Genomic DNA, 25,672 nt, shown 5'->3' with positions numbered 1-25,672 from the left:
TTATTGCCCACATACCTTGATTAATCCAAAACATAACAAACTCACTAAGCCTAAATCTCGCCACGCATGCCAGGTTTTACGCACACAAAAGGCATAAATAATCGCGATGGCATAAAACAGGAAAGCTAACATATTGGCCGTTATCGTGCTTTCAAAGCGCGGCATAGGTAGCACTAATGTCAGCAGGCAAGCCAAGGTTGCTGCCGCAACATAACCCGCCAGTAGAGCGGCACTCGCACGGGCAAAGACTTTGAAGGCAAACTGCGATTGCTCTTGCTTAAACCATTGCACAATTCCCCGCGAAATCAGCGAGAACGAGCGCATTTGAGTTGTAGAAGATTGCGTTGAGGTTTCAAACGCGGGTGTATTAGACATAAGTGCCACTTCTCATTTCGAGCCAATATGGGTCTGTTATGGCTATCCGCTACTGTTGATTCTGCAAAGTGTGCTTGAGCTTTTTGGCTTAACGACGAATGCATTTCTATAGCAGTAGATAGCTAACCGCGAGAAGTATAACTTAGTTAATTCAAATGATAAACGATATCATTTAGATTCGAATGTGAATCTGTGATCTTAAGCTGATCTGCTTTAGCGAGTGTAGGGTGACGAGTTTAACGTATGTAGCGTAACGAGCGCCCTGTCACAATTGTTTGTTTTTATTTGTTGATATGTGTTTAGTGGTTACTGCTTGTTTAGCATTAGGTTAATTTTTATGCTGCCAATGTGAGCTTTATCAATTTTGATAGACGACGGTTTTGGCAGAATGCGTTATCTTTTTTACCGAGACCTAGCCTGATAACCCTATGCATAAAAATTCTACAAATGGTGAAACACACCTGTCAGATAATGCGATTTTACTATCAACGACGGATCTGAAGGGAAACATTAAATATGTGAATCAGACTTTTTCGCAGATCAGTGGGTTTAGTGTTGCTGAGTTGCAAGGGAATCCACATAACATAGTGCGCCATCAAGATATGCCTGCGGCTGCATTTAAGATCCTCTGGGAGCGAATTAAGCAGGGCAAGCCTTGGATGGGGATAGTTAAAAATCGCACCAAAACGGGCGGCTATTATTGGGTGAATGCCTACGTCGCGCCAGTGTATGAAGATGGTAAAGTTCATGAGTATCAATCTGTTCGTCGCCAAGCTACCCCTGAGCAGATTAAAGCCGCTGAGAGTATTTACAGTGATATTAATCAGGGCAAGCAACCTAAAGTGTTGCGTAAAGATAGGTTAGGTTTCAGTGGCAAAATACTGCTGGCCATGTTGGTTTCGATTACGGCTACGGCGATAATTGCCAGTTATTCCCCCATAGTTGCCGCGATGGTGGGAATGAGTCTCGCGTGCCTAGCATGGTATTACCTGATGCAGCCGCTGCAAAAGCTTGTGTCTATGGCAACCAACATTATTGACGATCCCGTCGCTACGGGCGTGTACACCGGCCGCCAAGATGAGATCGGTAAATTAGACCTCGCCCTACGTTTTTTGATCACTGAAATTGGTGGCGTTGTTGGCCGTATGGCTGATTCTGCCAGTGAGATCCAAGCACAAAGTGTCAGCCTTAAACAAACCATTACAAACACTTGGGAGCACGCTGATAGTCAGAGTGAACAAACCACGCAAGCTGCGACTGCGATGGAGCAGATGAGTGCCAGTTTTGCTGAAGTAACGGGAAACATTCATCGCACTGCCTCGGAAATGGTGTCGAGCCATGAGGCGGCTCAACGCGGGCATTCTCGTTTAGAAACGGTTATTGATGCGATACATCAGTTAAGTGTACAAGTGAGCCACTTTTCCGATGTTGTACAAGCTATTGAACAAGATAGCAGTGCGATTCACCAAGTGCTCGAAGTCATACGTGCCATTGCCGACCAAACTAACTTATTAGCCTTAAATGCGGCAATTGAAGCGGCGCGGGCTGGGGAGAGTGGTCGTGGTTTTGCCGTGGTGGCCGATGAGGTCAGACAATTATCGAGCCGTACTAGCCAATCAACCTCACAAATTGAGTTAATTGTTAGTCGTTTTAGGGAAAGCACTCAAAGGGCATCCTCGACCATGATGGCAGGGCAGGAACAGGTAAAACGTTCGGTAAGCTTAGCGCAAGATGCGAGTGTGGCTTTTGGCGAGTTGCTTTCATCTATTTCGCGAATTAATTCTTTGAGTGATGATAATGCGGCGGCGATGACGCAGCAGACTTCGGTGGCCGCAGAAATTAGCCGAGCCATCCATGTGATCAGCGACTTGGCTCAGCAGAGTTTAGAGCAGACGCTCGATGCGGCGGCGCGGGGTGATCAAGTGTCGCGTTTATCGACCAAGACGCATCATTTGTCCCAACAGTTTTGGCAGCAGAGTGTGCAACGTAAATATTAAGCGTATTTACCTTATGTCGTATTGCATTTTGTGATTGATTTATTATTAATGCCTGTTTATAAATCAATCACTTAATCATGTTTTTCTCGCTGTTTTATTTTTGACTTCTTGATGGAGGTCACATTTAGGAGATGCTAATACCTGAGTTGACCGAAATATTTGCCAATAACCCTTGTGTTTTATCCTGCATGCCCCAAGCTCTATTAGTGAAGCAAAAATAAAAGTAATGACACTAAAAGGGACAACCTATGAAAATAAATATTTCTGGTCACCACGTCGATGTTACTGATTCTATTAGAGAAGATGTTAACGAAAAATTTGCAAAAATCGCCACCCATTTCCCCTCTCTGATCGCACTGGACATTATTATTGCGAAAGAGCATGGCGAGTATCAGGTTGAGCTTCGTACGAATTATGAAGGAAGCCGTATTTCTGCTTCAGGTACTGATGAGGTTATGTACCCAGCAATCAAAGCCGCATCGAAAAAATTAGATGCAGCACTTAAGCACCGTAAAGGTCAGCTAAAAGCGGATTTGCATGAAACCCCGAGCTGTACAACGCCAGCTATTGCCCATGAAATTATCCAAGAGATGGATCTTCGTTAGGTTTTAGTCATAACTCATCGCTTTAGATGAGCACAAAAAGGGCCTTAAATGGCCCTTTTTGTTGGCAATCGGGTTTGGTTTAATGCTAATGGGTTAAATCAATGCCAGTTGTAATCCCTTGAGCACAGCTTGGGTACGGTCTCGGCAATCGAGTTTAGTGAGTATGTTAGAGACATGATTCTTCACTGTGCCCTCGGCTAAAAATACCGCATTGGCGATTTCCTTGTTGGAGAAGCCGCCCGCCATAAAACTGAGAATTTCCCGCTCCCGTTCCGACAATAATTCATTTCTAGTTACCCCAACGCTAGGTGCAGGTTTAGGCTCACTCATCTGTTTGAGTACCGAAGGCTCTATCAAGTAGCCGCCTTTGGCGACGGTTTCGATGGCGTGCAGTAACTTGTCGAGTGACACGTCCTTGAGCAAAAAGCCGTTGGCTCCCGCCTGTAAACTATTGAGGAATAACTCACTGTCATCGAAGGTGGTTAACATGATGACAGGTAAGCGATTGGCACTTTGCCGTATCTGTTTGAGCATGGCGATACCATCAAGATTTGGCATACGGATATCACTGAGCAGTACATCGACGGGATTGCTGGCAAGCTTTTTGAGTGCATCTTGGCCGTCTTCGGCTTGCCATAACACGCGAATGTTGTCGGAAATAGCGAGCAGGCTAGCGATACCTTGGCGAACCAATTGTTGATCTTCTACTAAGCCGACACTGATGATGTTGTTTTGCGTATCCATAGCGATTCTAAAGAGTTTCCAATAAAAAGTTATGCGAGTGCTGGGAGGGTGAGGGTGAGTTGGCAGCCGGGCGCCGAGTCATTTGCTCTTAACTCCAAGGTGCCATTAAAGGGTTGTAGCCTTTCCTGCATGCCGCCGAGCCCAGTACCGAACTGTCCAGTGCCGCTTTTAGCTGATGCGTTTCGCGCGGATCCCCGTGTTAGCCCCATGCCGTTGTCGCTTAGTTGCAATACCAGCGCGCTTTGGGAGTCTTCCATGCTCAGTTGCAGTTGATTCGCCTTGCCGTGACGTACGGCGTTGCTGATGCCTTCTTGCAGCACTAACAGTAGTGCCTGAGTCAGTTCGGCTGATTGCAGTGGCTTCATCCCTTTGCAGTTAAGAGTCACGCTGGGCAAGCGGGTCATCAGTGCCTCTAAAGGTGGGACTAAATCCAATCCCACTTGCACTCTTTGCGCCCTGACGACGGCGCGAATACTTTCAAGTAGCTCTTTAGCTAAGGATTTACTTTGGTTAACTTGAGGTTTGAGCTCCTCGGGCGCGGTATGGCTTAGTACTTCCAATTGCAGGGAAAGCGCTGTGAGTTGGTGGCCGAGAATGTCGTGCAAATCGCGTGATATCCTTAATCTTTCTTGCTGTTCGCTGGCTTGGCTCAGCAGGGCGCGAGTGGCAATAAGCTGTTGGTTTAGCTGTTCTTGTATCAAACGTGATTTACGTTCAGAAAGTCTTGCTTGGCTACTGCTGTAGGCAAAGAGTTGAAAGCCAAGATAAATCAAAATATTGAACACATTGCTTTGTTCATGCAATTGCCATTGCAGCAGCACGTAATAAACAAGGTTGGCTAGCAGCAGCTGTGAAATAGCTTGGCGGCGATTGAAAAACTCAGGCAACAGTGACGCCCAAATAACGAAGAGGATCGGCAGTAATGCGTTGTTTGCTGTGAGCATTAAGCTCATCACGGTTAACGGCATCACTAGCGTGGTTATGCGGCGAAGTTGAATATTATTATGCGCAACTTTATCGGTAGCTATCAGTATAAATTGCACTACAAACAGCCCATACAGTACGGCATTTAGCATGCCTTGCCATGTATGCAATGCGGCTTGATTTATCCCAACCCAAGCGACTAATGCCCAAGTGAGCACTCCAGCGGCAATCAACATGTTTTCTTCTTTCGCTAATCGATTTTCTAGCACGAATGTCTATTCCTTAATCCAATTCTGCCGACCATTCTAAGGTATCACCGCCAGATGTCACTATGCCAAAAGTCATGTTGTTATTATTTTGTTTCATGACTTTTGGCACCTGTTTTTAGTCCTGTGATTTTTTAAGCTAACTCCATCGCGGTTACTTATGAGCGCAAATAACAGGAGTAAGACATGAAACACATGAACTCGGCTATGACAACACAGGTTCGCCAAGTTAATAAGACGAAAAGGACGTTATCAGCGATTTGGGGCGCAGGCTTAGCTTGCTTACTCTTGTCGGCTGGAAGTGTGTCGGCAGGAAGCATGTCGGCTGAGAGACAGGCACATACCCTGACTGTGAATATCGATAATATTCAAGTACAAACCGGCGCCTTGATGGTGGAGCTTTACGCCAATGCCGAGGATTACGCCGCAGGCCACAATCCCTGCGCATCTATGATAAAGCCCGTCACTAAGACAGAGCATAGGCTGGTATTTAGCGATCTCGCCGATGGCCAATATGCGGTCAAGGTCTTTCACGATGAAAACGGTAATCACAGTTTAGATACCAATATGTTAGGTGTGCCGAGTGAAGGTTATGGCTTTAGCAATAACGCTGGCAGTTTTGGACCTGCGAGCTTTAAAGACGCCAGCTTTAGTTTGCAGGCCGATGCGCAAATCACCATACACATTCGCTAAGAGGGGGCTGCACCATGGATAGACGTCAATTTCTAGCAGGCTCAGCCGCCCTAATGACGACCGCTGTTTGGGCCTGTTCAGTGGATAAATTGCTGGCGCTGGATAACGCACAAGCGGTCGCACGTGAGCCATGGGCGATTGGATTTAGTGGTGCTGAAGGCGACTATCAGCTACTCACTATGCAGGTTTCGGGCGAGTGGCCAGCGCAGTTGAATGGCAATCTATATCGTAATGGGCCAGCGAAAATGTCTCGGGCAGGTAAGGCATATCAACATTGGTTTGATGGTGATGGCATGGTGCAACAGTTTAGTGTGAGCAATGGGCAAATTCAGCATCAGGCTAAGTTTATCCAAACAAAGAAGTTTAAAGTCGAAGAGGCCGCTGGCGCGTTTAAGTACACGACCGCAGGCACAGTGATCCCCAATGCTTTACCTATTCGAAATAACGATGATTTGAATGTGGCTAATACTAGTTTATTGCCGCGCCACGGCGAGTTGCTCGCTTTATGGGAGGCGGGTTCACCCTATCGACTCGATGCGCAGACCTTAACCACGCTCGGCGTTAAAAGCTTTGGCGACAAGTTTAAGGGTTTACCCTTTTCCGCCCATCCACTCGATGATGGACAAGGTGGATTGTGGAATTTTGGCGTCTGGTATGTCGGCGGCGAGAAGCTATTACTTGTGTATCAAGTGGCAGCCGATGAGAGCATTGCCAGAATGGAAGTGATTGAATTACCGCAGGCGAGTTATTTACATGCCTTCGCGCAGAGTGAGAATAAGCTAGTGTTTTATATTTCATCCTGCGTGTATGAAGAGGGCGAAACTTATATCGATGCTTTTAAATGGCGCCCCGAATTGCCATCGCAATTACTGGTTATCGACAAAGCCGACTTTAAAGCGCGCCAGTTACACCCGCTGCCCGCTGGATTTGTGTTTCACTTTGGTCAAGCCATTGAGAAGAATGACGAACTTTCAGTACAACTTTGCCTCTATCCCAATTCGGCGATTTTAACGCAAGGGATGAAGGGGTTACTAACGGGTGCCCGAAAAACAAAAACACCCCATGCAGAGTTAGTGACTACCACAGTACCGCTCACAGTACCACTCACAGCAGCTAGCAAAACGCAGTTTGCAGAGACCTTGTCTTCCTCTGCACGTATTAACCGCAGCGGCGTGATGATGGAGTTTCCCCAGTTTTCGCAGCACATTATGGGTAAAAAACAAACTAGCGGTGAAAAAGCGTTTGCAGAGAAAACAGGCGGGGCTTCGGAGTTTGTTCCGTTATTTGGCGTTGGAGCAAGATCAGATTCAGCTGTTAACTCTGGCTCCAGCTCTAACTTTAAATATGAAGCAGAATCTGACTCTGAATCAGGGCTAAGTAACACTCTGTATTGTATTCATAATGCAAAAGACAGCAGCAAGCACAGTGCGGATACAATTGGCGACGCGAGCTATAGCGCGTTTTATCTTGGCAAAGGCAAGATTGCCGAAGAGCCGCTCTATATCCCCGCCACTGAGCAGCACGAAGCCTATTTACTGATGACTTGGCTCGATTACCATAATGCACAGTCTGGTTTGTCTTTGTTTCGTGCCAGTGACATCAGTGCGGGCCCCATCGCTTCGGCTCAAATGAACAGGGTATTGCCACTAGGGTTTCATGGCTGCTTTATTGAAGCTTAATATTTTGATCTATAAATAAAAAACGCAGCTTTTAGCTGCGTTCTTGTTTCAGGCGAAAGAAACGTTTAGTCATCAATTTCCGCATTGTGATAGACGTTTTGTACGTCGTCACAATCTTCAAGTGCGGCAATAAACTTTTCAAACATAACGACATCTTCACCTTCAACTTTAGTCATGTCCTGCGGTACGAAGGTGATATTGTCAAATTCAAAGTTAACCTCTGGCATCGCTTCGGTCAGCGCAGTTTTGACTTTAAAGTACTCAGTGTGCGGCGCGTAAACTGTGATTAAGCCATCTTCCAGCTCAACATCGCTTACATCAACGTCAGCCATCATCAGCAGTTCTAAAATCGCATCTTCGTCATCACCCGCAAACACGAACACGGCTTGATGATCAAACATGTGGCCAACTGTACCTGGGCCGCCGAGTTTGGCATCGTTTTTCACGAAGGCTTGACGCACTTCGGTGAAGGTACGTTTTACGTTATCGGTTAAGCAGTCAACAATGACCATGCAGTTGCCAGGACCAAAACCTTCGTAACGGGCTGTATCGTAATCTTCACCGCCGCCGCCTTTGGCTTTTTCAATTGCGCGTTCAATAACATGCGCAGGCACTTGGTCTTTCTTAGCGCGTTCAATTAAGCGACGCAGTGATAAGTTTCCATCGGGCTCAACGCCGCCTTGCTTAGCGACAACGTAAATCTCTTTACCGTAGCGTGAATAAATGCGGGTTTTTTGACCGGCTGTTTTCGCCATGGATTCTTTCTTGTTTTGATATGCTCTGCCCATCTTGATCTCGTTAGCTCAAAAAAATTGCGCCGATATTAGCAGTTTTCTTGGCATAAGTGCAGTCGTCCCTATGTGATTTATTACCGAGAAGGCGACGGGGCACGCATTTCAGGGCAAAGTTGGTTTTCTCAAGGAAGATCCGCTTTTAGATAGGCTAGGACTATATCGCGATAGATTAATACTAATGTCTAATGCCATACGCTCGTGAGACTGTTGATGATAGCTAACTTCTACTTTGTTTATTTAGCGAGATAAATTATCTAGCTTATTCAGAGAAATAGACTAAAACTATAAATCTTGAGCGCTATCATAGTTAGTCCTCCTTGGTCATTTGTAATCAATAGCCGCTGTAATTGATACCAACTGAACGAAGGCTAATGATTCGACTCTTAGCATTTCCCTTTCATTTTTACCTTGCGCAGTTACGGGAAGTATATGGAAATACAGCACAAAATTTTAATTTTCATCAGTTTTACGCTGGTCACTCTGGGGAGTTTATTACTTGAGGGACTGCATCTTCCGAGTATTGTGCAGGCGGTGATCTTGGGCGTTCTTGCCTGTGGCTTAGTGGTGAGGGTGTGTTTGCGCGCATCTAAGGCTAAGCTCGACACCGATGAGGCAAACATTAAGGCATTACAAGAGCAAAGCATCCCCGCCCACGACATTAGTGTGCAAACCAGCAAAATTGCTATCGGTTCGGCTGAGGTGTCGCATTTTATTGATTTATTGAATAAATCAATAAAATCAAATGGCGAGCATGCCAGTGCCATTGCGGTTGCCGCGGGGCAATTGAGCCACACTACGGCCCAACTTGGCGATAATGCGGCAGATATTTTAGGCCAAGCTCAAGAGGCTGAGCGCGTTAGCGTGCAGGGACGAAGTCAAGCTCAGAAAGGTGTTGCGGCTATTCGTTCACTGAGTACGGATATTGATACCGCCGCTGAGCAAGTGCAGGCGCTTAAATCAAGAGCCGAAGAAATCCAAAAAATTACCGAGGTGATTAACTCCGTTGCCGAGCAAACGAATCTGCTGGCCTTAAATGCGGCTATCGAAGCGGCTCGTGCGGGGGAGCAGGGTCGAGGTTTTGCGGTAGTGGCTGACGAAGTACGCAGCCTTGCGGGGAAAACGGCGGGTGCAACCCAAGATATTGGCAAAATGCTATTAGAAATCCGCAGTGAAACGGATAAAACTTCTGGGCTGATGGAGCGAGTCGTGACGCAAACCGCCGATGTGGTCGCCGCCATGGGCGAGTTAGACGCGCACTTCACTGAGATTTCGGCTTCTGTGACTCAATCGGCCCATGCCTTAGGTGATATGGAAGATTCACTCAAACAATATAACAACACTACTAACGACATTAGCCGCTCGGTGACTCAAATACGTGACTCGTTAAATTCGACGGGTAAACAGAGTCATAGCGTATCCGAGCAGGCCTTTACTTTATCCTTGACCACTGAGGGTATTTTTAAAGCGCTGTCTAAATGGGATACACAAACCTTCGATCAGCAGGTTCTGCAATTGGCGAATGTTGCCGCTAAAGCGTGCGGTGACAAGTTAGCACAAGGTTTAGCCAGTGGCAGTTTTAGCGAGGCTGATTTGTTTAATCCTAAATACCAACCTATTACCAATACTCAGCCGCAGAAATACAGCACGGCTTTCGATCGTTATACCGATCAGCATTTTCCAACGATTCAAGAGCCCATTCTGGCAAAACACAGCGAAATTATTTATGCGGGAGCCGTTGATAGGAAAGGTTATTTTCCGACCCATAATAAACGCTTTAGCCAAGCACTGACAGGCAAAGTTGAGGTTGATATGGTGCACAATCGAACCAAACGCTTGTTTAATGATCCGACAGGGATCCGTTGCGGCGCCCATACTGAACCTGTGCTATTGCAAACTTATAAACGCGATACGGGCGAAGTGATGCACGACTTGTCGGTGCCCATTTTTGTAAACGGTAAACATTGGGGCGGATTTCGAGTGGGATTTAAAGCTAAGTAGATTACTGATAACTCAAATTTAGGTTATTTACTCTAAAAAATGCATAAAAACGCATCTTTATTTGTGTCTTATATGTGATCGATAGTGGGTAATTGATTAACATAATAGAAATAGATTGGCATCTTTTTGCCGAAGTGCTTAAATAGCCCAAGGTGTACAGTATAAGACAGTATTGTATCCAATAAAAAATCATAAAATTTGAATAAGACCTTAAGTAATTGATTTAAAATGTTTAAAATATCTTCCTGGATATTTTAAAATGTTGAGGACAGGGAGCTCTCTTGCGACGTAAATATAACGCAGTAGATGCTGCTTAATGTGAGTTAAATGTGATGCAAGCAAATCAAGCGACTGTAACTGTTTTATATTATGATGCCCCCGTAGGGTTAATTATGCACAACGCCGTATTAGGTAATTTGCCAGTGAGTGAAGCTGGGCGTGTGATGATACCTGCAAGTTTCCGCAAGGGAAAATCTATCATTGCTGTACTTGAAGGTGAGTGTAAGATATTGAATTCATTAGGCGAGCGAGTGTTTGCTCAAGCTAATATAGGTTAACATTTTAAACTAATCGTCATTCTTGGGACGAATAATTCGCTTTGCTAAATTATCGTCCCGACATCTTCTGCAAAAATTCTATTCAATCCATCTATTTCTATTAATGTTAGCGCTTGTTCGCCTAATCATATTCGGTTAGTCATTCAGATATTTACTGTCCCACAAATTAACGCACTTTAATGGCAGACTTCTGCCAATAATTGGTCTGCAAGGTACTGTAAGGTTTCGGCATTAGGATGGGTGTGGGCGAAGGTTCTTAAACCATAAATTCCCATCATTAAATATTGGGCTCTTTGCTCGCTGCTGCGATTGCCTTGGAGGAGTCCTTGTAACGTTGCGGTGGCAAATTGTAGTGTGAGTGCTTGCTGCCAAGATTGTAGATACTGATTGATGATGTCTCGGATCTCAACATCTTGCTCTGCAATTTCATTTAACGCTTTTGTCAGTAAGCAAGCTTGGGCGCTATCGCAACTCAGACATTCAATAACGAGATGATCTAAGTAGGTTTTCAAATTAGTAAGCACATTCTCGCCATTGCCGAATAGATTGTTGAATTGCTCGTTTCTGTCGAGTTGATATTGCTCAATGGCCGCGATTAGTAATCCGCGTTTATTGGTGAAGGCACAGTAAATCGACCCCGGATGTAATCCCGTGGCTTGAGTAAGATCTTGCATGCTCGTTTTGGTGTAACCCTTGTGCATGAAGGCGGCCATAGCGCCGCGAAGTACCAGTTCTCGGTCGAACTCTGCATTACGCATCGAATTTAATTCACTTATATAGAAACGCTTAGGCCAGATTCTACCTAAATTTGAATAAACATTCAAAAATGAACTTGAATGATCGTTCAAATAATATCTTGAATGCATATTCAAGAATGGAACTGAGAAAATGACCACACAAACCACGCCAAATTCATTGGTGAATCTGTTCGATACCTACTCACTTAATGACACTATTACCTTAAATAATCGTATCTTAATGGCACCTTTAACCCGTTGTATGGCGGATGCCGATTTAGTGCCGACCGATGATATGGTTGCCTACTATGCACGCCGCGCCGAAGCGGGTTTGATCATCACAGAGGCGACGATTATTCGTCCCGATGCTCAAGGTTATCCAAATACCCCTGGTATTTTTACTCAAGCGCAAATTGCTGGCTGGCGTAAAGTGACCGATGCGGTACATGCCAATGGCGGTAAGATTTTTGTGCAGTTATGGCATACGGGCCGTGTTGCTCATCCACACTTTTTCGGTGGTGGTGATGTGCTTGCGGCATCAGCACAGAAGATTGAAGGCAGCGTGCCAAGAATGCGCGAACTGACATATGTCACGCCAAAACCTGCCACACTTGAGGATATTCAAGGCCTAGTGCGTGATTACGCCAAAGCGGCGGAAAATGCCATTGAAGCTGGGTTTGATGGCGTCGAAATCCATGGTGCAAATGGTTATTTGATTGATACCTTCTTACACCATGACAGCAATCGCCGCACCGATGAATACGGTGGAACACCTGCCAATATGTCCCGTTTTGCGCTTGAGGTTGTCGATGCTGTTGTGGCTCGTATCGGCAAAGACAGAACCGGTTTACGGATTTCTCCAGGGGCTTATTTCAATATGGCGGCAGATAGTCGTGACCGCGAAGTTTTCGATTACTTCTTGCCTGAGCTGGAATCCCGCGATATCGCTTTTGTGCATATTGGGATTTTCGATGACAGCATGGAATTCGACTATCTTGGTGGCAGAGCTTCAAGCTATGTGCGCGCACACTATGGCAAAACCTTAGTGGGTGTTGGAAGCTACAGCGCTGAAACCGCCAGTGAAGCGATTGCAGCGAATAAGTTTGATTTGATTGCTATCGGTCGTCCATTCATTGCTAACCCTGACTATGTTGCTCGCGTGCGTGATGGCGTTGAACTTGTTCCTTACAGCGATGAAATGCTTACAAGCTTAGTGTAATTTCGCTTAATAGCTTTATAAAGAAAGGGTTAGCATGTGCTAACCCTTTTTTTGTCTCTCTCGTTTTTATTTAATCCGCTTTAACTAAGGATCTGAGTGCGGTGAGCTTTTGCTGAGCGATGCCAAAAATACTCTCGGGAGAATATTGCCCTTGGCTAGGTGCGGCCGTTTGCGGCAAACTTCCTGCGGTTTTACCGAGCAGTAATTCCATTGCTTGAGTCACATGGGTAATAGCCCAAATATGGAATTCCCCCTGTGCCACTGCATCGACAATGTCTTTGCGCAGCATAAGGTTGGCCATGTTCGAGGCAGGAATAATCACCCCTTGTTCCGGTGTACGGCCTTTTATTTTGCAGACATCGAAGAAGCCTTCAATTTTTTCATTCACGCCGCCAATGGGTTGAGTCTCACCAAATTGGTTCATCGAACCTGTGATGGCAATATCTTGCCTAATTGCTTGCTCGCTAATAGCCGAGATAATGGCGCAGCATTCAGCCATCGACGCGCTGTCACCGTCCACTCCGCTGTATGATTGCTCAAAGGTGAGGTAAGTGGTGAGCGGGATTTGCGCCGTCTTACCTAAAACTGAGGCTAAATAAGCGGTTAAGATCAACACGCCCTTAGAATGGATCCGGCCTCCAAGTTTGACTCTGTGCTCGATATCCATCACTTCACCCTTACCAAAGGCAGTGGTTGCTGTGATGCGATTGGGCATACCAAACTGATGATCTGAGGTCGAGATTACGGATAAGGCATTGATTTGCCCAACCACTTTGCCCTGAGTGCTAATCAAGGTCGTGCCGTTGGTAAAGCTTTGCATTATGTTGTCGTGCAGACGCGAGACTCTTTGCTCTTGATTTCGCAGTGCTTGCTCAACGTGCGGCACTAAAATTTGCTGGCTACCCGAAGATTTAGCGCAGTAGTTTGATTCCCGCAGCAGGTTGGCAATATTGGCTGAGTGTAGCGACAGTTTTTGCTGATCTTCGGCCTCACGCGAGCTGTATTCGATGATGCGTGCTATAGCCGCACGGTCGCAATGTAGCATGTTGTTGTCGTGAACTATGCTCGAAATAAAGCGGGCATAGTGCGCCTCAGAAGTTGAGGTTCTGTCCATCACATCTTCAAAATCGGCGGTAACGCGGAATAACTCACTGAAGTCAGGATCATAGTGCTGTAACAGCTGATAAGTTTCGTGATCGCCAAACAGAATAATTTTCACATCTAAGGGGATAGGCTCAGGCGCCAATGAAATCGTGCCCGACAGTGACACTTCCCGCTCCAGCGAACTTAAATCGAGTTTGCGTGAACGCAGGGCGCGTTTTAACCCGTCCCACACGTAAGGGCGTTCTAACACTTTTACCGCATCCATCAATAACACGCCGCCGTTAGCTTTGTGCAGACTGCCGGAGCGGATAAGTGAGAAGTCGGTGAACACTGTCCCCCTGAAGGTAGCGTTTTCCACATAGCCAAATAGGCTGTGATAACTTGGGCTTTCTTCTACGACAATAGGGAATTTTTGAGTCCCTTGAGCGACCAAAACGTTAACTTGGTAGCGGCGGGGCATTTTCTTTTCAAGGGAAGCGTAGGCTAGGCCCAGTTGTTCTTCACTTTCTTCTAAAAAGATATCTAAATTGTCTAAGATATCCGCCTGCATACCGGTTAAGAAAGTCCGCGCTTCGGGCTGGTGCTTGAACTTATCTTTGAGTGGCTTAATAAAATGGATTAATACTTCTTTGGCGACTTGTTCGTCATGCTCTTGCTGCTTGTCGCTGAATTCTTCTTCCCATTCAGTGATTTGGCGAATAATACCGCGCAGTTTAACTTCTAGGCCATTGATATTACTTTCAAATTGACTACGTTCAGTCTCTGTCAATGCTTCGAATGAAGCTTCGTCATGGGGTTCTTCACCATTGAGCGCTACCATTTGATAGTCGCCCTGCATGGTTAAACTGAGGCTGATGCCTTTTTGTTTCGCTTCTTCGGTTAATTCAGTGAGTGCGACTTCTTGTTTCTGTGATAATTGGCTTTTGAGCTTTTCGGTGCGGGCATAATACATTTCATTATCAAAGGCTAAAGGCATAGCTTTGACAAGTTTAAGCATCAACTTTTCGACGGCTTTTTTAAATTCAAGCCCAGTCCCTGCGCTCAGTTTCAGTACTTTAGGGCAACGGGTATCATCGAAATTAACCACATAGCACCAATCGTACAGGGTATGGTCGTTTGGCTCGTGACGGCTTAGGTAACGCAGCATCATGGTCCGTTTGCCGAGGCCGTTCTGACCTATGGCGTAGATGTTGTAACCCTTTTCTTTAATTCCCATTGCAAACTCTACCGCTTGCTGGGCGCGTTCTTGGCCGACAATATCATTGAGAGGTGTTAGTTCTGCTGTCGATTGGCAATCTGTGCTTAATTGGTCGAGTTCGCAAATGCGATATAATTGTTTACTGTTGAGCAGGGTAGCTTGGCTTGATACGACGTCAGTGGGCATAAATATCCTTGGTTTTTCAGCCTTATTATTTCCATTGTAGACAATAAGATAGCATTTTTGTCAATCAAAACCCTGTTATTGCTGATATATGTCTTTAGGGATGGTTTTCTCTCGCTAAGAAAGTGCTGAATTATCCGGGGGAAGACTTAATTGATTAAGTCTAACTAATTGTTACTCAATAAACTTATCGCGATACTGACACTAAAATTTTGTGCTAAAGTAGCAAATGCAATGTTAGTTGGATTTACCCGTGCAAGCAGTCTGCTGAGTGTGAGTAAGTTAGTGTGAATTTTGATGGTTTGACCTCTACCACCCTAAAAGGTGGATATGATGGAGTAAGTTTTAGATCCAACCTTAGTGCCAATTGAGATGTATTGATTTGATGTTAAACGTAAAATTTTATGAGATTTTACTGCTTGGTTAACGTTTTCCCTCTGTAGCAATATTGGGCATGTGTTTAAGGTCTTACGGTATTCTCGCTGTAGGCCGATTGAGCAGTAACGAGATCTGAGTTGGCAAGATGATGATAGATGTACCTATTACGCAGCAACAGCTGGATAACTGGTTGAGTGACTTAAATTTAGTCGCTGAGATATCAAGCAGTAAAGTAATGTTATTAGCATGGAATGCTGCGGGTGAACTTAGCAGCATGTTAAGTTCAGACTCTGCGGCTGAAAGTGAAATACAGGCAATACTCAGCCACTTAAGTGGCAATCATTTGGCTACCCCCCAGCCTGCTATAAGCCAGTCCGTTGTGATGCCCTCAATGCTCACACCATCAGAAATCGTTTCCAATCCCTTTGATATTATTGATAAACCTACTATTTTCCCTCTAAGCAATGCTAAGTTGTCCAGCTTGAGTGAGCCGATTTCAGCATTGCCCCGATTAGGCAGTCATCAAATCACGGCTGCATTATCTGTATCACAGCTAACTGAGCAGGTACGTGAGCCTCTGTTAATTATGGATACTCTGCAGCACTCAGATTGGCACACTTGTAGCGCAATCGGCAGCGTGATTTGTTTGTCTCTCGCTTGGCCATCTGGGGCAAATTTTGGCTTTTTATGTTTCTATCATAACGAGGCTCACGGCGTAGATTCAAAAACGCTACAACTTGCCAAGCTTATCAGCGATAGCATTCAACATCAGTTAGGCGAGATATTGAGCCAACATAATGCGGCTGAAACATTAAGCCGAGGTTCACCGAGTCGTGTCGATACGGTCGATTTACAAACTTTTATCGATAGTTTTGACGAACATATTTGGATGAAAAATGCCGCTGGCATTTACACTCTTTGCAATCGTAGTGTTGAGAATGCGTGGGAAATGCCCCGTAGTGAGATTGTTGGTAAATCCGATGTTGAACTCTTTGGTGCTGATATTGCAGAGATTTTTCTAGAGGGTGATAGGCTCGCTATCGAGTCTGGTACACCTATCATTGTCGCTGAGTGTTTAGATGGCAGTGAAGCTAAAAATCATCTTTGGCTAGAAACGCTAAAACTCCCAACACTCAATGCCCTGGGTGAGCTCGTGGGCGTTATCGGTATGACTCGCAACATCTCCAAGCATAAAGCAGTTGAAGAACAACTGACACTGGCGACCAATGTGTTTAAAAACTCGGTTGAAGGTGTGGTAGTGACCGACCGGCATGGCAATATTACCGACGTTAACGGTGCATTTTTTGAGATCACAGGTTATGTGAGGGAAGAGTTACTCGGCCAGAATCCTCGGATTTTTAGTTCGGGTCGGCATGATAAAGATTTTTTCGATAAACTCTGGAATGCCTTGCTTACTCAAGGTAAATGGAATGGCGAAATTTGGAATCGGCGTAAAAATGGCACGATTTTTCCGCAAAATATCACCATAAGCACTATTTATGATGACGTTGGAGATGTGCGTTATTTTGTCGCTGTATTTGCCGATATTTCAGCCCAGAAAGAGAATGAAGCGCAACTCACGCACTTAGCGTATTTTGACCCGCTAACGCATTTGCCCAATCGCATGAAGTTCATGATGCAGCTTAAGCAAGAAGTGCGACAAGCTAAGCGGCTGAATTTGCAATTAGCGACTGTGATGATTGATGTCGATCTGTTCAAGCATATCAACGACAGTTTTGGCCACAGTATAGGCGATGAGATGTTGGTCGAGCTTGCCAAGCGTTTACGCAGTCAAGTGGGTGATCAGGATGTGTTATCACGGATTGGTGGCGATGAGTTTGTGGCATTGATTTCAGGGATCGACAATAGTGCAGATGCCGCAGTTGCCATAAATCAATTGCGCCAAGTGTTTGAGCAACCTTTTATTGTGAGCACGGGCGACCACTTACGTTTAACGGCGAGTATGGGCGTTTCTTTGTATCCGAATGATGGAACCGATGCGGACACTTTACTGCGTAACGCCGATGCAGCCATGTATCGCGCCAAAAATGATGGCCGCAATAATTATGCTTTTTATACAGAGTCCTTAACTCAACAGTCTTTTGAACATCTTAAGCTGCAAAGTGCTCTCTATGGAGCGATTGAGCAAAATGCTTTGTACTTAATGTACCAGCCAAAACTTGATTTAGTGACTCGACAAACCGTTGGATTTGAAGCATTACTGCGTTGGCACGATCCTCAACTGGGGTTGATTTCTCCCGCGATATTTATTCCTGTGGCAGAAAAGATAGGTCTTATCCATGAAATTGGTTTATGGGTTTTAGAAACCGCTTGCCGTCAGGGAATGCGTTGGCTTGGTGAAGGCAAAAATTTTGGCCGTATTGCCGTGAACGTGGCAGGACAACAGTTACAGCGCAGTTCCTTTGTGGATGATGTGAAGCGTGTCTTAGCTGAAACGGGTTTGCCCGCCAAGCATTTAGAGCTTGAAGTGACCGAAAGTGTGATGATGCAGAATCCTGATCTTGCTATCCGTGACTTAAAGCGACTTGGCGATCTGGGTATCGAATTATCGGTTGATGATTTTGGTACAGGCTATTCATCGCTCAACTATTTGAAAAAACTACCTATTCATAAATTGAAAATTGATCAGTCTTTTGTGCGAGACATTCCCTTTGATACTAACAATACCGCTATCGCTAAGGCTGTGATTGCGCTTGGACATGCGTTGAAGCTGGAAATTATCGCTGAAGGGGTTGAAACTAAAGAGCAAGCTGATTTTCTGCAACAAAACCAGTGCGATCAAGCCCAAGGTTACCTTTTTAGTCGTCCGCAACTAGCTGCAGATCTCGACGCATTTTTATCGTAAAACAAGTTTGCATATAACAATAGGACTAACGCTATGCCGCTAGTCGCTTAGGGTTGTGTCTGCTAAAATTCTGGCCATTATTTTCAGTGGTTAACCGCAATGTCTTTTAGTGCCTTATCCTTAAACTCCACGTTAGTGAATACCTTAGCGGCTCTTGGTTATGAATCGCCAACGCCTATCCAGTTAGAAGCGATCCCTGCCATCTTAGCTAAACGGGATGTGATGGCTGGCGCCCAAACGGGTACAGGCAAAACCGCTGCGTTCGCCTTGCCTATCTTGCATCATTTGATGACACTCAGCCCTTCGCAAGAATTAATAACTGTGAGACCCGTACGCGCATTAGTCTTAGTGCCGACACGTGAACTGGCAGTGCAGGTACAGCAGAGTTTTGTTAAGTACGCTAAAGGGACTGATATTCGTATCGGCATCGCCTACGGCGGCGTGAGTATCGATGCGCAGGTCGCCGTGTTTAATGCAGGGATTGATGTGTTAATCGCAACTCCTGGTCGCTTACTTGATCACCTTAGACAAGGTGCATTAAATCTTAAGCAATTGAGTGTGCTTGTTTTCGATGAAGCTGACCGTATGCTCGACATGGGGTTTATGGATGAGATCCAAGCCGTGCTCAAGCAAGTACCGAGTGATAGGCAAACCCTGTTATTTTCTGCCACCTTAGATGCCGCTATCTTCAGCTTAAGTAAAACTTTACTGCGCGATCCCAAGTTGATTGAAGTTGCCAAGCGCAATACGACCGCTGCTGAAATTGAACAAGTGGTTTATGCCGTCGACGCCGACCGTAAAACCGAACTCGTCAGCCATCTGGTGCGCAGTAAAAACTGGCATCAAGTGCTGATTTTTAGCCGCACTAAGCAAGGTGTCGATAAACTGGTTCAGCAACTGAATAAAGCCGATATTATCACTCAGGCGTTTCACGGTGACTTGTCCCAAGGCGCGCGCGAGAAAGTTTTACAGGAATTTAAACAAGGTAAGATCCAAGTGCTAGTGGCAACGGATGTCGCCGCCAGAGGCCTAGATATCGTCGAGCTTAAATATGTGATCAACTTTGAGCTACCCTTTATCGCTGAAGATTATATTCATCGTATCGGTCGCACAGGTCGAGCGGGCAGTGCAGGGCTTGCCATCACCCTCTTTAGTCAAGAGGACGCCCTATTATTGGAAGAAGTTGAAGTTGTGCTCGACAAGCGTCTACCACAACAATGGTTACTAGGCTTCGAACCCGACTTTAATAAGATGGATACCGAACCTAGACGTAACGGCAAAGCGGCGCAAAAACAACGTGCTAAAAAGCGCGCTTTGGGTGGAAAGGGAAAAAGGTAGTTTTTTAGGTGCGGCGTCTGAATGGCTGAATCTAATAGAGATTAGATCAAGTGGTGACATGATTCATTTATCGACGCCAGTTCAGTTCCCGCCGCCGCATTTGAATTGATAGCTCAAAATAGCCTGAAAGTTCAAACAAAAAGGGCTTAACCTTGCGGTTAAGCCCTTCTGGTAAAATTGGTGGAGGCGGCGGGACTTGAACCCGCGTCCAGAACACCTACATCCAAGGCACTACATGCTTAGTCTCTCTTTTAATTAACCCGAATAAACTCCGAAAGACAGGATTTCATCGGGCGAGTCCGGTACTATTTCGCGGTTCACCCCCGGACGGAGTTCCCTCGCTATCAAATGTAAGATGACCATCTGTATACACCGCCCATTTGAGAGACCTGTGTCAGATGGCTAGCTAGCCTAAGCTGCTAGAGCGTAGTTATCGTCGTTTGCAACTATAACTGTGCGGCTTTTTACGAGGCCAACCGCCCCTCGGCATGCTCCCAGGGTTTCGTGAATCCTGTCGAATCCAGAATCGCCCCCAAGAATTTGATTGTAACCCGTAGCACTATGATCACCTAGCATCATTTGCTTCAAGTTCAATCGTTTGTTCATTATCCGTGCGTTTTTTCTTTTTTCATCACGCGGGCTTTTTCAACTTCCCATTCACGCGCTTTAGTATCTTCGCGCTTATCGTGATCTTTCTTACCTTTACCTAGGCCAATTTCCACTTTTACCCATGCACCTTTACGCCAGTACATTGAGATAGGAATAATAGAGTAGCCTTGGCGCTCAACTAAGCCCGCTAGTTTATCTAGCTCTTTACGGCTGAGTAGCAGTTTTTTCAAACGTAGGGGATCGCAGACAACGTGTGTCGATGCCGTATTCAAGGGAATAATGGTGCAGCCATGCATAAAGGCTTCGCCATTTTTCAGGAATACGTAACAGTCGGACAAGTTGACCTTACCCATACGGATAGATTTCACTTCCCATCCCATAAGGGATAGGCCGGCTTCCATTTTCTCTTCGAAACGGTATTCGAAGGTTGCGCGCTTATTACGTGCGATAGTCGCAGGCGCGGCTTTGCTTGAATTTTTCTTTACCATAGTGGCGCCATTATACGCACGGTGAATCAATTTGGTATTGATATAAGGTTTTATTTAGTTAATTTCAAGCCTCTATCGTGTTATTGCTGGTTTTTTGAACGTGATTAGGGGGTTGAGTATCAGCCTAAGTGCACAAGGGGTGCGTTTTTTACGTATCGTGATAAAATCCGTGCAAATTTTGATTGCTGGCCTAAGTTGTTTATTGCACGTGCGTTATTTTCGTGCGTTTGAGTTTGCTTAGGTCGCTGTGAATACGTTAGTGAAGAGTACTAAGTCCTATGCCGCAAATTTCTCGAAGTGTGTTAGTCCGTTTTAGTGCGATGCAAATGTATGACTTAGTGAATGATGTCGAGTCGTATAAGGAATTTTTACCCGGTTGTGTGGGTGGTAAAGTCTTAGAATTTGATGGTAAGACTATGCTGGCATCTGTGGATGTGAGTAAAGCGGGGATCCGTAAGACATTTACGACTCGCAACCAAGTGGTTCCTGGTAAGAGTATTGATTTAACATTGGAAAATGGGCCCTTTAAGCATTTATTGGGGCAGTGGCGTTTTACTGAGCTGACTGAAGAGGCCTGCAAGGTAGAGTTCGAGCTGAGTTTTGAGTTTTCAAGTTCGTTAGCCGATATGGCCTTTGGTAAAGTGTTTAATGATCTTATGGTATCAATGGTGACGGCATTTACGAGTCGCGCTAAGGTGATTTACAGTGACAAATGAGACAGATAAGTTTGTAGTTGATGTGGTTTATGCCTTGCCTACACAGCAAAAAGTGATTTCGGTGAATGTGAATCCCGGCACGTCAGCGATTGAGGTGGTGCGTTTAAGTAACATAGTGAGTTTTTTTCCTGAGATCGATTTAGAGACGGTTAAGCTCGGTGTGTTTAGTAATGTGGTTAAGCATGACCAAGTGATTTTGCCGGGGCAAAGGGTTGAGATTTATCGTCCTTTGATTGCTGATCCTAAGGATGTGCGTCGTCGCCGAGCAGATAAAGCTAAAGATGAAGGCCGCGCGAATAAAGTGACGGGCGGACGGGCTTAAATACTGACATCATTGCTCAATAAAAAAGCGCCCTTGGGCGCTTTTTTGTATTTGATTGACTGAGAAGAGCATAAGCAAAGTTTAGGATATTACTTAATTGGTTTTTGAACTTGCGCTTCAGCTTGATTTTCTTTCACTAATGGCTTTTCATCGGCGCGCTGTGCTGGAATTTGTGGCACTAGCTCAGTTTTATTACCTGTTGGCAAGCTGCTTTGTTCTAGCGGCGTACTAAATTCTTTGCTCAGTTCATAATCGCCTTTCACTGAGGTAAGTTTATCGCCCGTAAAGTGCAGTATGAGTTCTTTATGCGTAATGCTGGCATCACGCCCACTCTTGTAGTGATACACATAGTACCAAGTATCGTCGGCAAAACTATCTCGTAATACCGGACGGCCGAGAATGTATTCGGCTTGTTCTTTGGTCATGTCAATGCGCAACTGTTCAACTTGTTGCGGTTCCATGTAGTTGCCCTGTGGAATGTCGGGCTTATAAATTAACCAATCGAACAGGCTACAGGCACTGAGTGAAACAGAGAGCGCCACAGCGCCCAGTAGGGTAAGACTTTGCTTTTTATTGATCATTGTATGCGCTACTTCTGAAAATCTGGCGGCCATAATACCCAAGCATTCCCCCTCATGACAAGGGCAATCGGGCTTTGCAACCGTCATTGATCGAATTGTGTGACTTTTCGACCCAGTATGTTGGCTTTAGTTCTCAATCTTTAAGGATATTTATTCGCTGAAGTCATATGGGGCTATGAGTATGATTTTCTGCTTCAGAGCCGTACAGGTTTACTGTTGGCTGGATTGGGAAAAGAGTAAATGTGAGCGATTTCTTCTTTAAAGCCAAGCAATTAGTTACTAAGTCGATAGACAGTATGTGTGGCGATAAACATAGTAATCTCGTTAAAATCAGATTAAAGTTACCGATATGTTTTTATTGTGTTCTTGTACTGTGGCTTTTTGCCGTAAGTTTGCAGTGTTCGAAATAAAATAGTGGGATAGATGCATTGGGTTCTTTAGTTTGCGTAGGTACGGGTTTACAACTGGCCGGACAGATCAGTGTGATGAGTCGTAGTTATATTGAGCACGCTGATGTCGTGTTTTCACTCTTGCCCGATGGTTTTTCGCAGCGTTGGATCCAGAACATTAATCCCAATGTCATCAATTTACAGCCGTTTTATGCACAAAATGGTGAAGTTAAAAATCGCCGAGAAACCTACGAACAAATGGTTAATTCTATATTGGAGGCCGTAAGGGCTGGCAAAAAAACCGTTTGTGCGCTCTATGGTCATCCTGGAGTCTTTGCCTGTGTTTCCCATATGGCGATTACACGGGCGAGGGCAGAAGGGTTTTCAGCGAAGATGGAGCCGGGGATTTCGGCCGAGGCGTGTTTATGGGCTGATCTGGGTATTGACCCCGGCAGCTCTGGGCATCAAAGTTTTGAAGCTAGCCAGTTTATGTTTTTTAATCATGTGCCCGATCCGACAACCCATTTATTGTTATGGCAAATTGCGATTGCTGGTGAACATACCTTAACTCAGTTCCATACTACGAGTGACAGGCTGCAGATTTTGGTTGAACAACTGAATCAATTGTATCCGCGAGATCATCAAGTGGTGATCTACGAAGCTGCTAATCTGCCAGTTCAAGCCCCTAGAATTGAGTATTTGCCGTTGAGTAAGCTGCCCGAGGCAAACTTGTCTCCGATCAGTACTTTACTGATCCCGCCAGCAAAAAAACTCGAATACAACTATGCTATTTTAACTAAATTAGGCATTAGACCTGAAGATTTAGGCTAATTGTGAGTGCTGTACTTCTGAGCTGAATTCGGGAGTCATCATATAAATAAGGAAAGGTATGTCTGCATTATCGGATTTTTTTACCCAGTTAGGTCAAGATGCACAACTGATGGAAGCGTATCAACAGGACCCGGAGGCCGTAATGCGCGCCCATGGGTTAACTGATGAAGAAATTAGCGCTGTAATGAGAGGGGATATGACAAAACTAAAAGTTTTGAGTGGCGACCAAAATTATCAAACATTTATTTTAGTCAATCATGGTAATAATTAACTAATCTTGAAACGGTTACGTTGTGCCCTATTAGCCATCTTCGCCTTGTGTTCGACAGCTTTGATGGCTAACTCTCTCGATTTTGATCAGGCACTCAATGAGCTTGATGTATTACTGCAATCTGACCTTAGTGCTGCGCAGAAAAAGCTTGCCGAATATGAGAAAGAATTCAGTCGTTTAACTACAATACAACAAGGACGACTGAGGATAGATAGAGCGATAGGTTATTTTTTCACTGGTGAATATACTAAAGCGTTAGATGATCTACACCAAGCCGAAACCTTAGTGCCAAATACTGATTTATTGGCGTCAGTTTATAGTTACAAAGCCACGGTATATATAGGTCTGCGTGACTATGACAAAGCCTTGGCTGCAGTCGCTCAAGCATTAGCCCTAGTGGTGAATATTGATGATGTCACGATTAAACGGCACTCATATCTAAGAATTGCCAATATTTATTCCGAAATGGACGCTTATAGCGATATGGGCCTTTATGCCAATAAGGTGTTACAACTCGCAAAGGAAACCGATGTCCGCGATATTTGCCATGCCAAATTGCTGCGCGCTATTTATTTACTCGGCGTGAAAAATCCCGACGCCTTCGATGCCTTCGAAGATAGCCGTGAATACTGTGATGCGAAGCAATTCCCCCTTCTGGCGACTATGTCGATAAAAGGCAAAGCTATGGTTTTGCAGGAGCGGGGCGACTTTTTAGGTGCGAGAGCGATTCTACTATTAGCTTTAAAAGGGTATGAAGCTTTTCAATTTCAGTTAGAAATCAGCCATGTGCATGCACTACTTGCCGAGAATTACTTTGCCATGGATGAGCAGGTTCAAGCGAAAAGTCACGCCGTTAAAGTGCTTTCATTCCCCGATGATAATAGCTACATCGAACATAAGCATATTGCATATAAGGTATTTGCCGAACTGATGGCGGCGGATAAACAATTTGAGCAAGCCTATGAATACACAAGAAAAGAACAATATTATAATCAATTGATTTTTGACCAATCTAGAATGAAAACCCTCGCTTATCAGGCGGCTAAGTTTAATGCTGATGAACAGTCGCGTGAAATCAATTTACTCAATAAAGAGCGTGAACTTTACATCGCTCAGCAAATGGTAAAAGAGCGGGAATACACCAATATGCTGATGTTTATCACTATTCTAGTGGGTGGGCTGTTCTTCCTTGGGATTTTGTTAGCCGTAGGTCAGATGCAGAAACGTAAGTTTATGCGTATGGCGAGAATGGATGCCTTAACAGGCATATTGAATCGTGGTGCAGGGCAAGAGTTGGGAGAAAACCTTTTTGTGCAAGCCACGGCGCGTAGCGGGGATTTCTGTGTCATTTTATTCGATTTAGATTTCTTCAAACGCATCAACGATTCTTTTGGTCATGGAACTGGCGATTGGGCGCTTAAAAAGGTGGTTGACTCCCTTAAATCCCATATCCGAAATGGTGATGTTTTTGCTCGTATCGGCGGTGAGGAGTTTGCAATTTTATTACCCTATGCCGATGAAGATAAAGGCATGGAAGTGGCGGAGCAGTGCCGAGCCCGTATCGAGGCCATTGATACCCAACATTCAGGGCATAAGTTCGTCATAACGGCGAGTTTTGGCGTGAGCGGTTTAATGGCTGATGATCTGAGTTTGGATCCATTATTTCACCGAGCCGACATGGCGCTCTATGCCGCTAAGGCCAATGGCCGCAACACCGTAGTACGCTATTCTGACATATTAAAATGTGACAAGCAGGCAACTGATTTACGGCGTCATATTGCATCGCCCTCTGTGTAATGTAAGTCGAGTG

At 45.1% G+C, this 25,672-nt stretch carries 22 protein-coding genes and 1 other RNA gene; 14 read left to right on the top strand and 9 right to left on the bottom strand.

The window, feature by feature from the left end; genetic code table 11:
• On the bottom strand, positions 1-375 hold the full coding sequence (locus tag RA178_RS15970; RefSeq protein WP_131523016.1) for a DUF3649 domain-containing protein: 375 nt from the start codon (positions 373-375) through the stop codon (positions 1-3).
• A 428-nt stretch (positions 376-803) separates the two neighbouring features.
• On the opposite strand from RA178_RS15970, the gene RA178_RS15965 reads away from it, so the two are divergent.
• Both RA178_RS15965 and hpf read left to right on the top strand, forming a co-directional pair.
• Positions 804-2,372 (top strand): methyl-accepting chemotaxis protein, encoded by a 1,569-nt coding sequence (locus RA178_RS15965; RefSeq protein WP_306682749.1) that lies wholly within the window; start codon positions 804-806, stop codon positions 2,370-2,372.
• 248 nt (positions 2,373-2,620) lie between these two features.
• Positions 2,621-2,977 (top strand): ribosome hibernation-promoting factor, HPF/YfiA family, encoded by a 357-nt coding sequence (hpf, locus tag RA178_RS15960; protein WP_028760784.1) that lies wholly within the window; start codon positions 2,621-2,623, stop codon positions 2,975-2,977.
• A 93-nt stretch (positions 2,978-3,070) separates the two neighbouring features.
• On the opposite strand, the gene RA178_RS15955 is transcribed toward hpf, so the two are convergent.
• Both RA178_RS15955 and RA178_RS15950 read right to left on the bottom strand, forming a co-directional pair.
• Positions 3,071-3,721, bottom strand: coding sequence for a response regulator transcription factor (locus RA178_RS15955; protein WP_168823385.1), 651 nt, complete (start codon positions 3,719-3,721; stop codon positions 3,071-3,073).
• A gap of 29 nt (positions 3,722-3,750) precedes the next feature.
• Positions 3,751-4,914, bottom strand: coding sequence for a sensor histidine kinase (locus tag RA178_RS15950; protein WP_306682747.1), 1,164 nt, complete (start codon positions 4,912-4,914; stop codon positions 3,751-3,753).
• Positions 4,915-5,097: 183 nt separating this feature from the next.
• On the opposite strand from RA178_RS15950, the gene RA178_RS15945 reads away from it, so the two are divergent.
• Both RA178_RS15945 and RA178_RS15940 read left to right on the top strand, forming a co-directional pair.
• Entirely contained in the window at positions 5,098-5,604 is a 507-nt protein-coding gene (locus RA178_RS15945; RefSeq protein ID WP_306682745.1) for a DUF2141 domain-containing protein, read from the top strand.
• 14 nt (positions 5,605-5,618) lie between these two features.
• On the top strand, positions 5,619-7,283 hold the full coding sequence (locus RA178_RS15940; protein WP_306682743.1) for a carotenoid oxygenase family protein: 1,665 nt from the start codon (positions 5,619-5,621) through the stop codon (positions 7,281-7,283).
• Between the two features lie 65 nt (positions 7,284-7,348).
• Here the strand turns inward: RA178_RS15940 and RA178_RS15935 are convergent, their stop codons facing one another.
• The gene (locus RA178_RS15935; RefSeq protein ID WP_028760779.1) at positions 7,349-8,071 is read right to left on the bottom strand and encodes a YebC/PmpR family DNA-binding transcriptional regulator; all 723 of its coding nucleotides are present in this window, start codon (positions 8,069-8,071) and stop codon (positions 7,349-7,351) included.
• A gap of 435 nt (positions 8,072-8,506) precedes the next feature.
• On the opposite strand from RA178_RS15935, the gene RA178_RS15930 reads away from it, so the two are divergent.
• Positions 8,507-10,075 (top strand): methyl-accepting chemotaxis protein, encoded by a 1,569-nt coding sequence (locus RA178_RS15930; protein WP_212600005.1) that lies wholly within the window; start codon positions 8,507-8,509, stop codon positions 10,073-10,075.
• Positions 10,076-10,407: 332 nt separating this feature from the next.
• Positions 10,408-10,632: a TIGR02922 family protein gene (locus RA178_RS15925; RefSeq protein WP_028760777.1), complete on the top strand. Its 225-nt coding sequence runs from the start codon at positions 10,408-10,410 to the stop codon at positions 10,630-10,632.
• Positions 10,633-10,808: 176 nt separating this feature from the next.
• Here the strand turns inward: RA178_RS15925 and RA178_RS15920 are convergent, their stop codons facing one another.
• Positions 10,809-11,390 carry a TetR/AcrR family transcriptional regulator gene (locus RA178_RS15920; protein ID WP_212600006.1) on the bottom strand — a complete coding sequence of 194 codons (582 nt, stop codon included), beginning with the start codon at positions 11,388-11,390 and terminating at the stop codon, positions 10,809-10,811.
• Positions 11,391-11,520: 130 nt separating this feature from the next.
• Between RA178_RS15920 and RA178_RS15915 the strand changes: the two genes are divergently transcribed.
• Positions 11,521-12,588: an alkene reductase gene (locus RA178_RS15915; RefSeq protein ID WP_028760775.1), complete on the top strand. Its 1,068-nt coding sequence runs from the start codon at positions 11,521-11,523 to the stop codon at positions 12,586-12,588.
• Between the two features lie 70 nt (positions 12,589-12,658).
• Here the strand turns inward: RA178_RS15915 and RA178_RS15910 are convergent, their stop codons facing one another.
• The gene (locus RA178_RS15910) at positions 12,659-15,076 is read right to left on the bottom strand and encodes a Lon protease family protein (RefSeq protein WP_306682737.1); all 2,418 of its coding nucleotides are present in this window, start codon (positions 15,074-15,076) and stop codon (positions 12,659-12,661) included.
• A gap of 520 nt (positions 15,077-15,596) precedes the next feature.
• Here RA178_RS15910 and RA178_RS15905 point away from each other — a divergent pair.
• Together RA178_RS15905 and RA178_RS15900 are read left to right on the top strand one after the other, a co-directional pair.
• A complete protein-coding gene (locus tag RA178_RS15905) occupies positions 15,597-18,317 on the top strand; it encodes a putative bifunctional diguanylate cyclase/phosphodiesterase (protein WP_371134932.1) in 2,721 nt (906 codons plus the stop codon).
• A 99-nt stretch (positions 18,318-18,416) separates the two neighbouring features.
• Positions 18,417-19,655 (top strand): DEAD/DEAH box helicase, encoded by a 1,239-nt coding sequence (locus tag RA178_RS15900; protein ID WP_263179065.1) that lies wholly within the window; start codon positions 18,417-18,419, stop codon positions 19,653-19,655.
• 178 nt (positions 19,656-19,833) lie between these two features.
• On the opposite strand, the gene ssrA is transcribed toward RA178_RS15900, so the two are convergent.
• Both ssrA and smpB read right to left on the bottom strand, forming a co-directional pair.
• Positions 19,834-20,189: a transfer-messenger RNA gene (gene ssrA / locus RA178_RS15895) on the bottom strand.
• A gap of 71 nt (positions 20,190-20,260) precedes the next feature.
• Positions 20,261-20,752, bottom strand: a complete 492-nt coding sequence (smpB, locus tag RA178_RS15890) for an SsrA-binding protein SmpB (protein ID WP_006080832.1) — start codon at positions 20,750-20,752, stop codon at positions 20,261-20,263.
• A 278-nt stretch (positions 20,753-21,030) separates the two neighbouring features.
• On the opposite strand from smpB, the gene RA178_RS15885 reads away from it, so the two are divergent.
• Both RA178_RS15885 and RA178_RS15880 read left to right on the top strand, forming a co-directional pair.
• Positions 21,031-21,468 carry a type II toxin-antitoxin system RatA family toxin gene (locus tag RA178_RS15885; protein WP_028760728.1) on the top strand — a complete coding sequence of 146 codons (438 nt, stop codon included), beginning with the start codon at positions 21,031-21,033 and terminating at the stop codon, positions 21,466-21,468.
• A complete protein-coding gene (locus RA178_RS15880) occupies positions 21,458-21,790 on the top strand; it encodes an RnfH family protein (protein WP_106651167.1) in 333 nt (110 codons plus the stop codon). The genes RA178_RS15885 and RA178_RS15880 overlap by 11 nt, the downstream gene beginning before the upstream one ends.
• 89 nt (positions 21,791-21,879) lie before the next feature.
• Here the strand turns inward: RA178_RS15880 and RA178_RS15875 are convergent, their stop codons facing one another.
• Positions 21,880-22,371 carry an outer membrane protein assembly factor BamE gene (locus RA178_RS15875; RefSeq protein WP_306682730.1) on the bottom strand — a complete coding sequence of 164 codons (492 nt, stop codon included), beginning with the start codon at positions 22,369-22,371 and terminating at the stop codon, positions 21,880-21,882.
• A gap of 428 nt (positions 22,372-22,799) precedes the next feature.
• On the opposite strand from RA178_RS15875, the gene RA178_RS15870 reads away from it, so the two are divergent.
• The 3 genes from RA178_RS15870 to RA178_RS15860 all read left to right on the top strand — a co-directional run bounded on the left by RA178_RS15870 (position 22,800) and on the right by RA178_RS15860 (position 25,659).
• Complete coding sequence (locus RA178_RS15870; RefSeq protein WP_306682729.1) at positions 22,800-23,591, top strand: SAM-dependent methyltransferase; 792 nt, start codon at positions 22,800-22,802, stop codon at positions 23,589-23,591.
• 58 nt (positions 23,592-23,649) lie between these two features.
• Complete coding sequence (locus tag RA178_RS15865) at positions 23,650-23,862, top strand: hypothetical protein (protein ID WP_306682727.1); 213 nt, start codon at positions 23,650-23,652, stop codon at positions 23,860-23,862.
• A gap of 63 nt (positions 23,863-23,925) precedes the next feature.
• Positions 23,926-25,659, top strand: coding sequence for a GGDEF domain-containing protein (locus tag RA178_RS15860; RefSeq protein ID WP_306685417.1), 1,734 nt, complete (start codon positions 23,926-23,928; stop codon positions 25,657-25,659).
• Positions 25,660-25,672 lie beyond the last annotated feature (13 nt).

This window comes from Shewanella oncorhynchi, assembly GCF_030848765.1.
GTDB classification, from domain to species: domain Bacteria; phylum Pseudomonadota; class Gammaproteobacteria; order Enterobacterales; family Shewanellaceae; genus Shewanella; species Shewanella oncorhynchi.
This window is presented reverse-complemented; position numbering and strand designations above follow the sequence as displayed.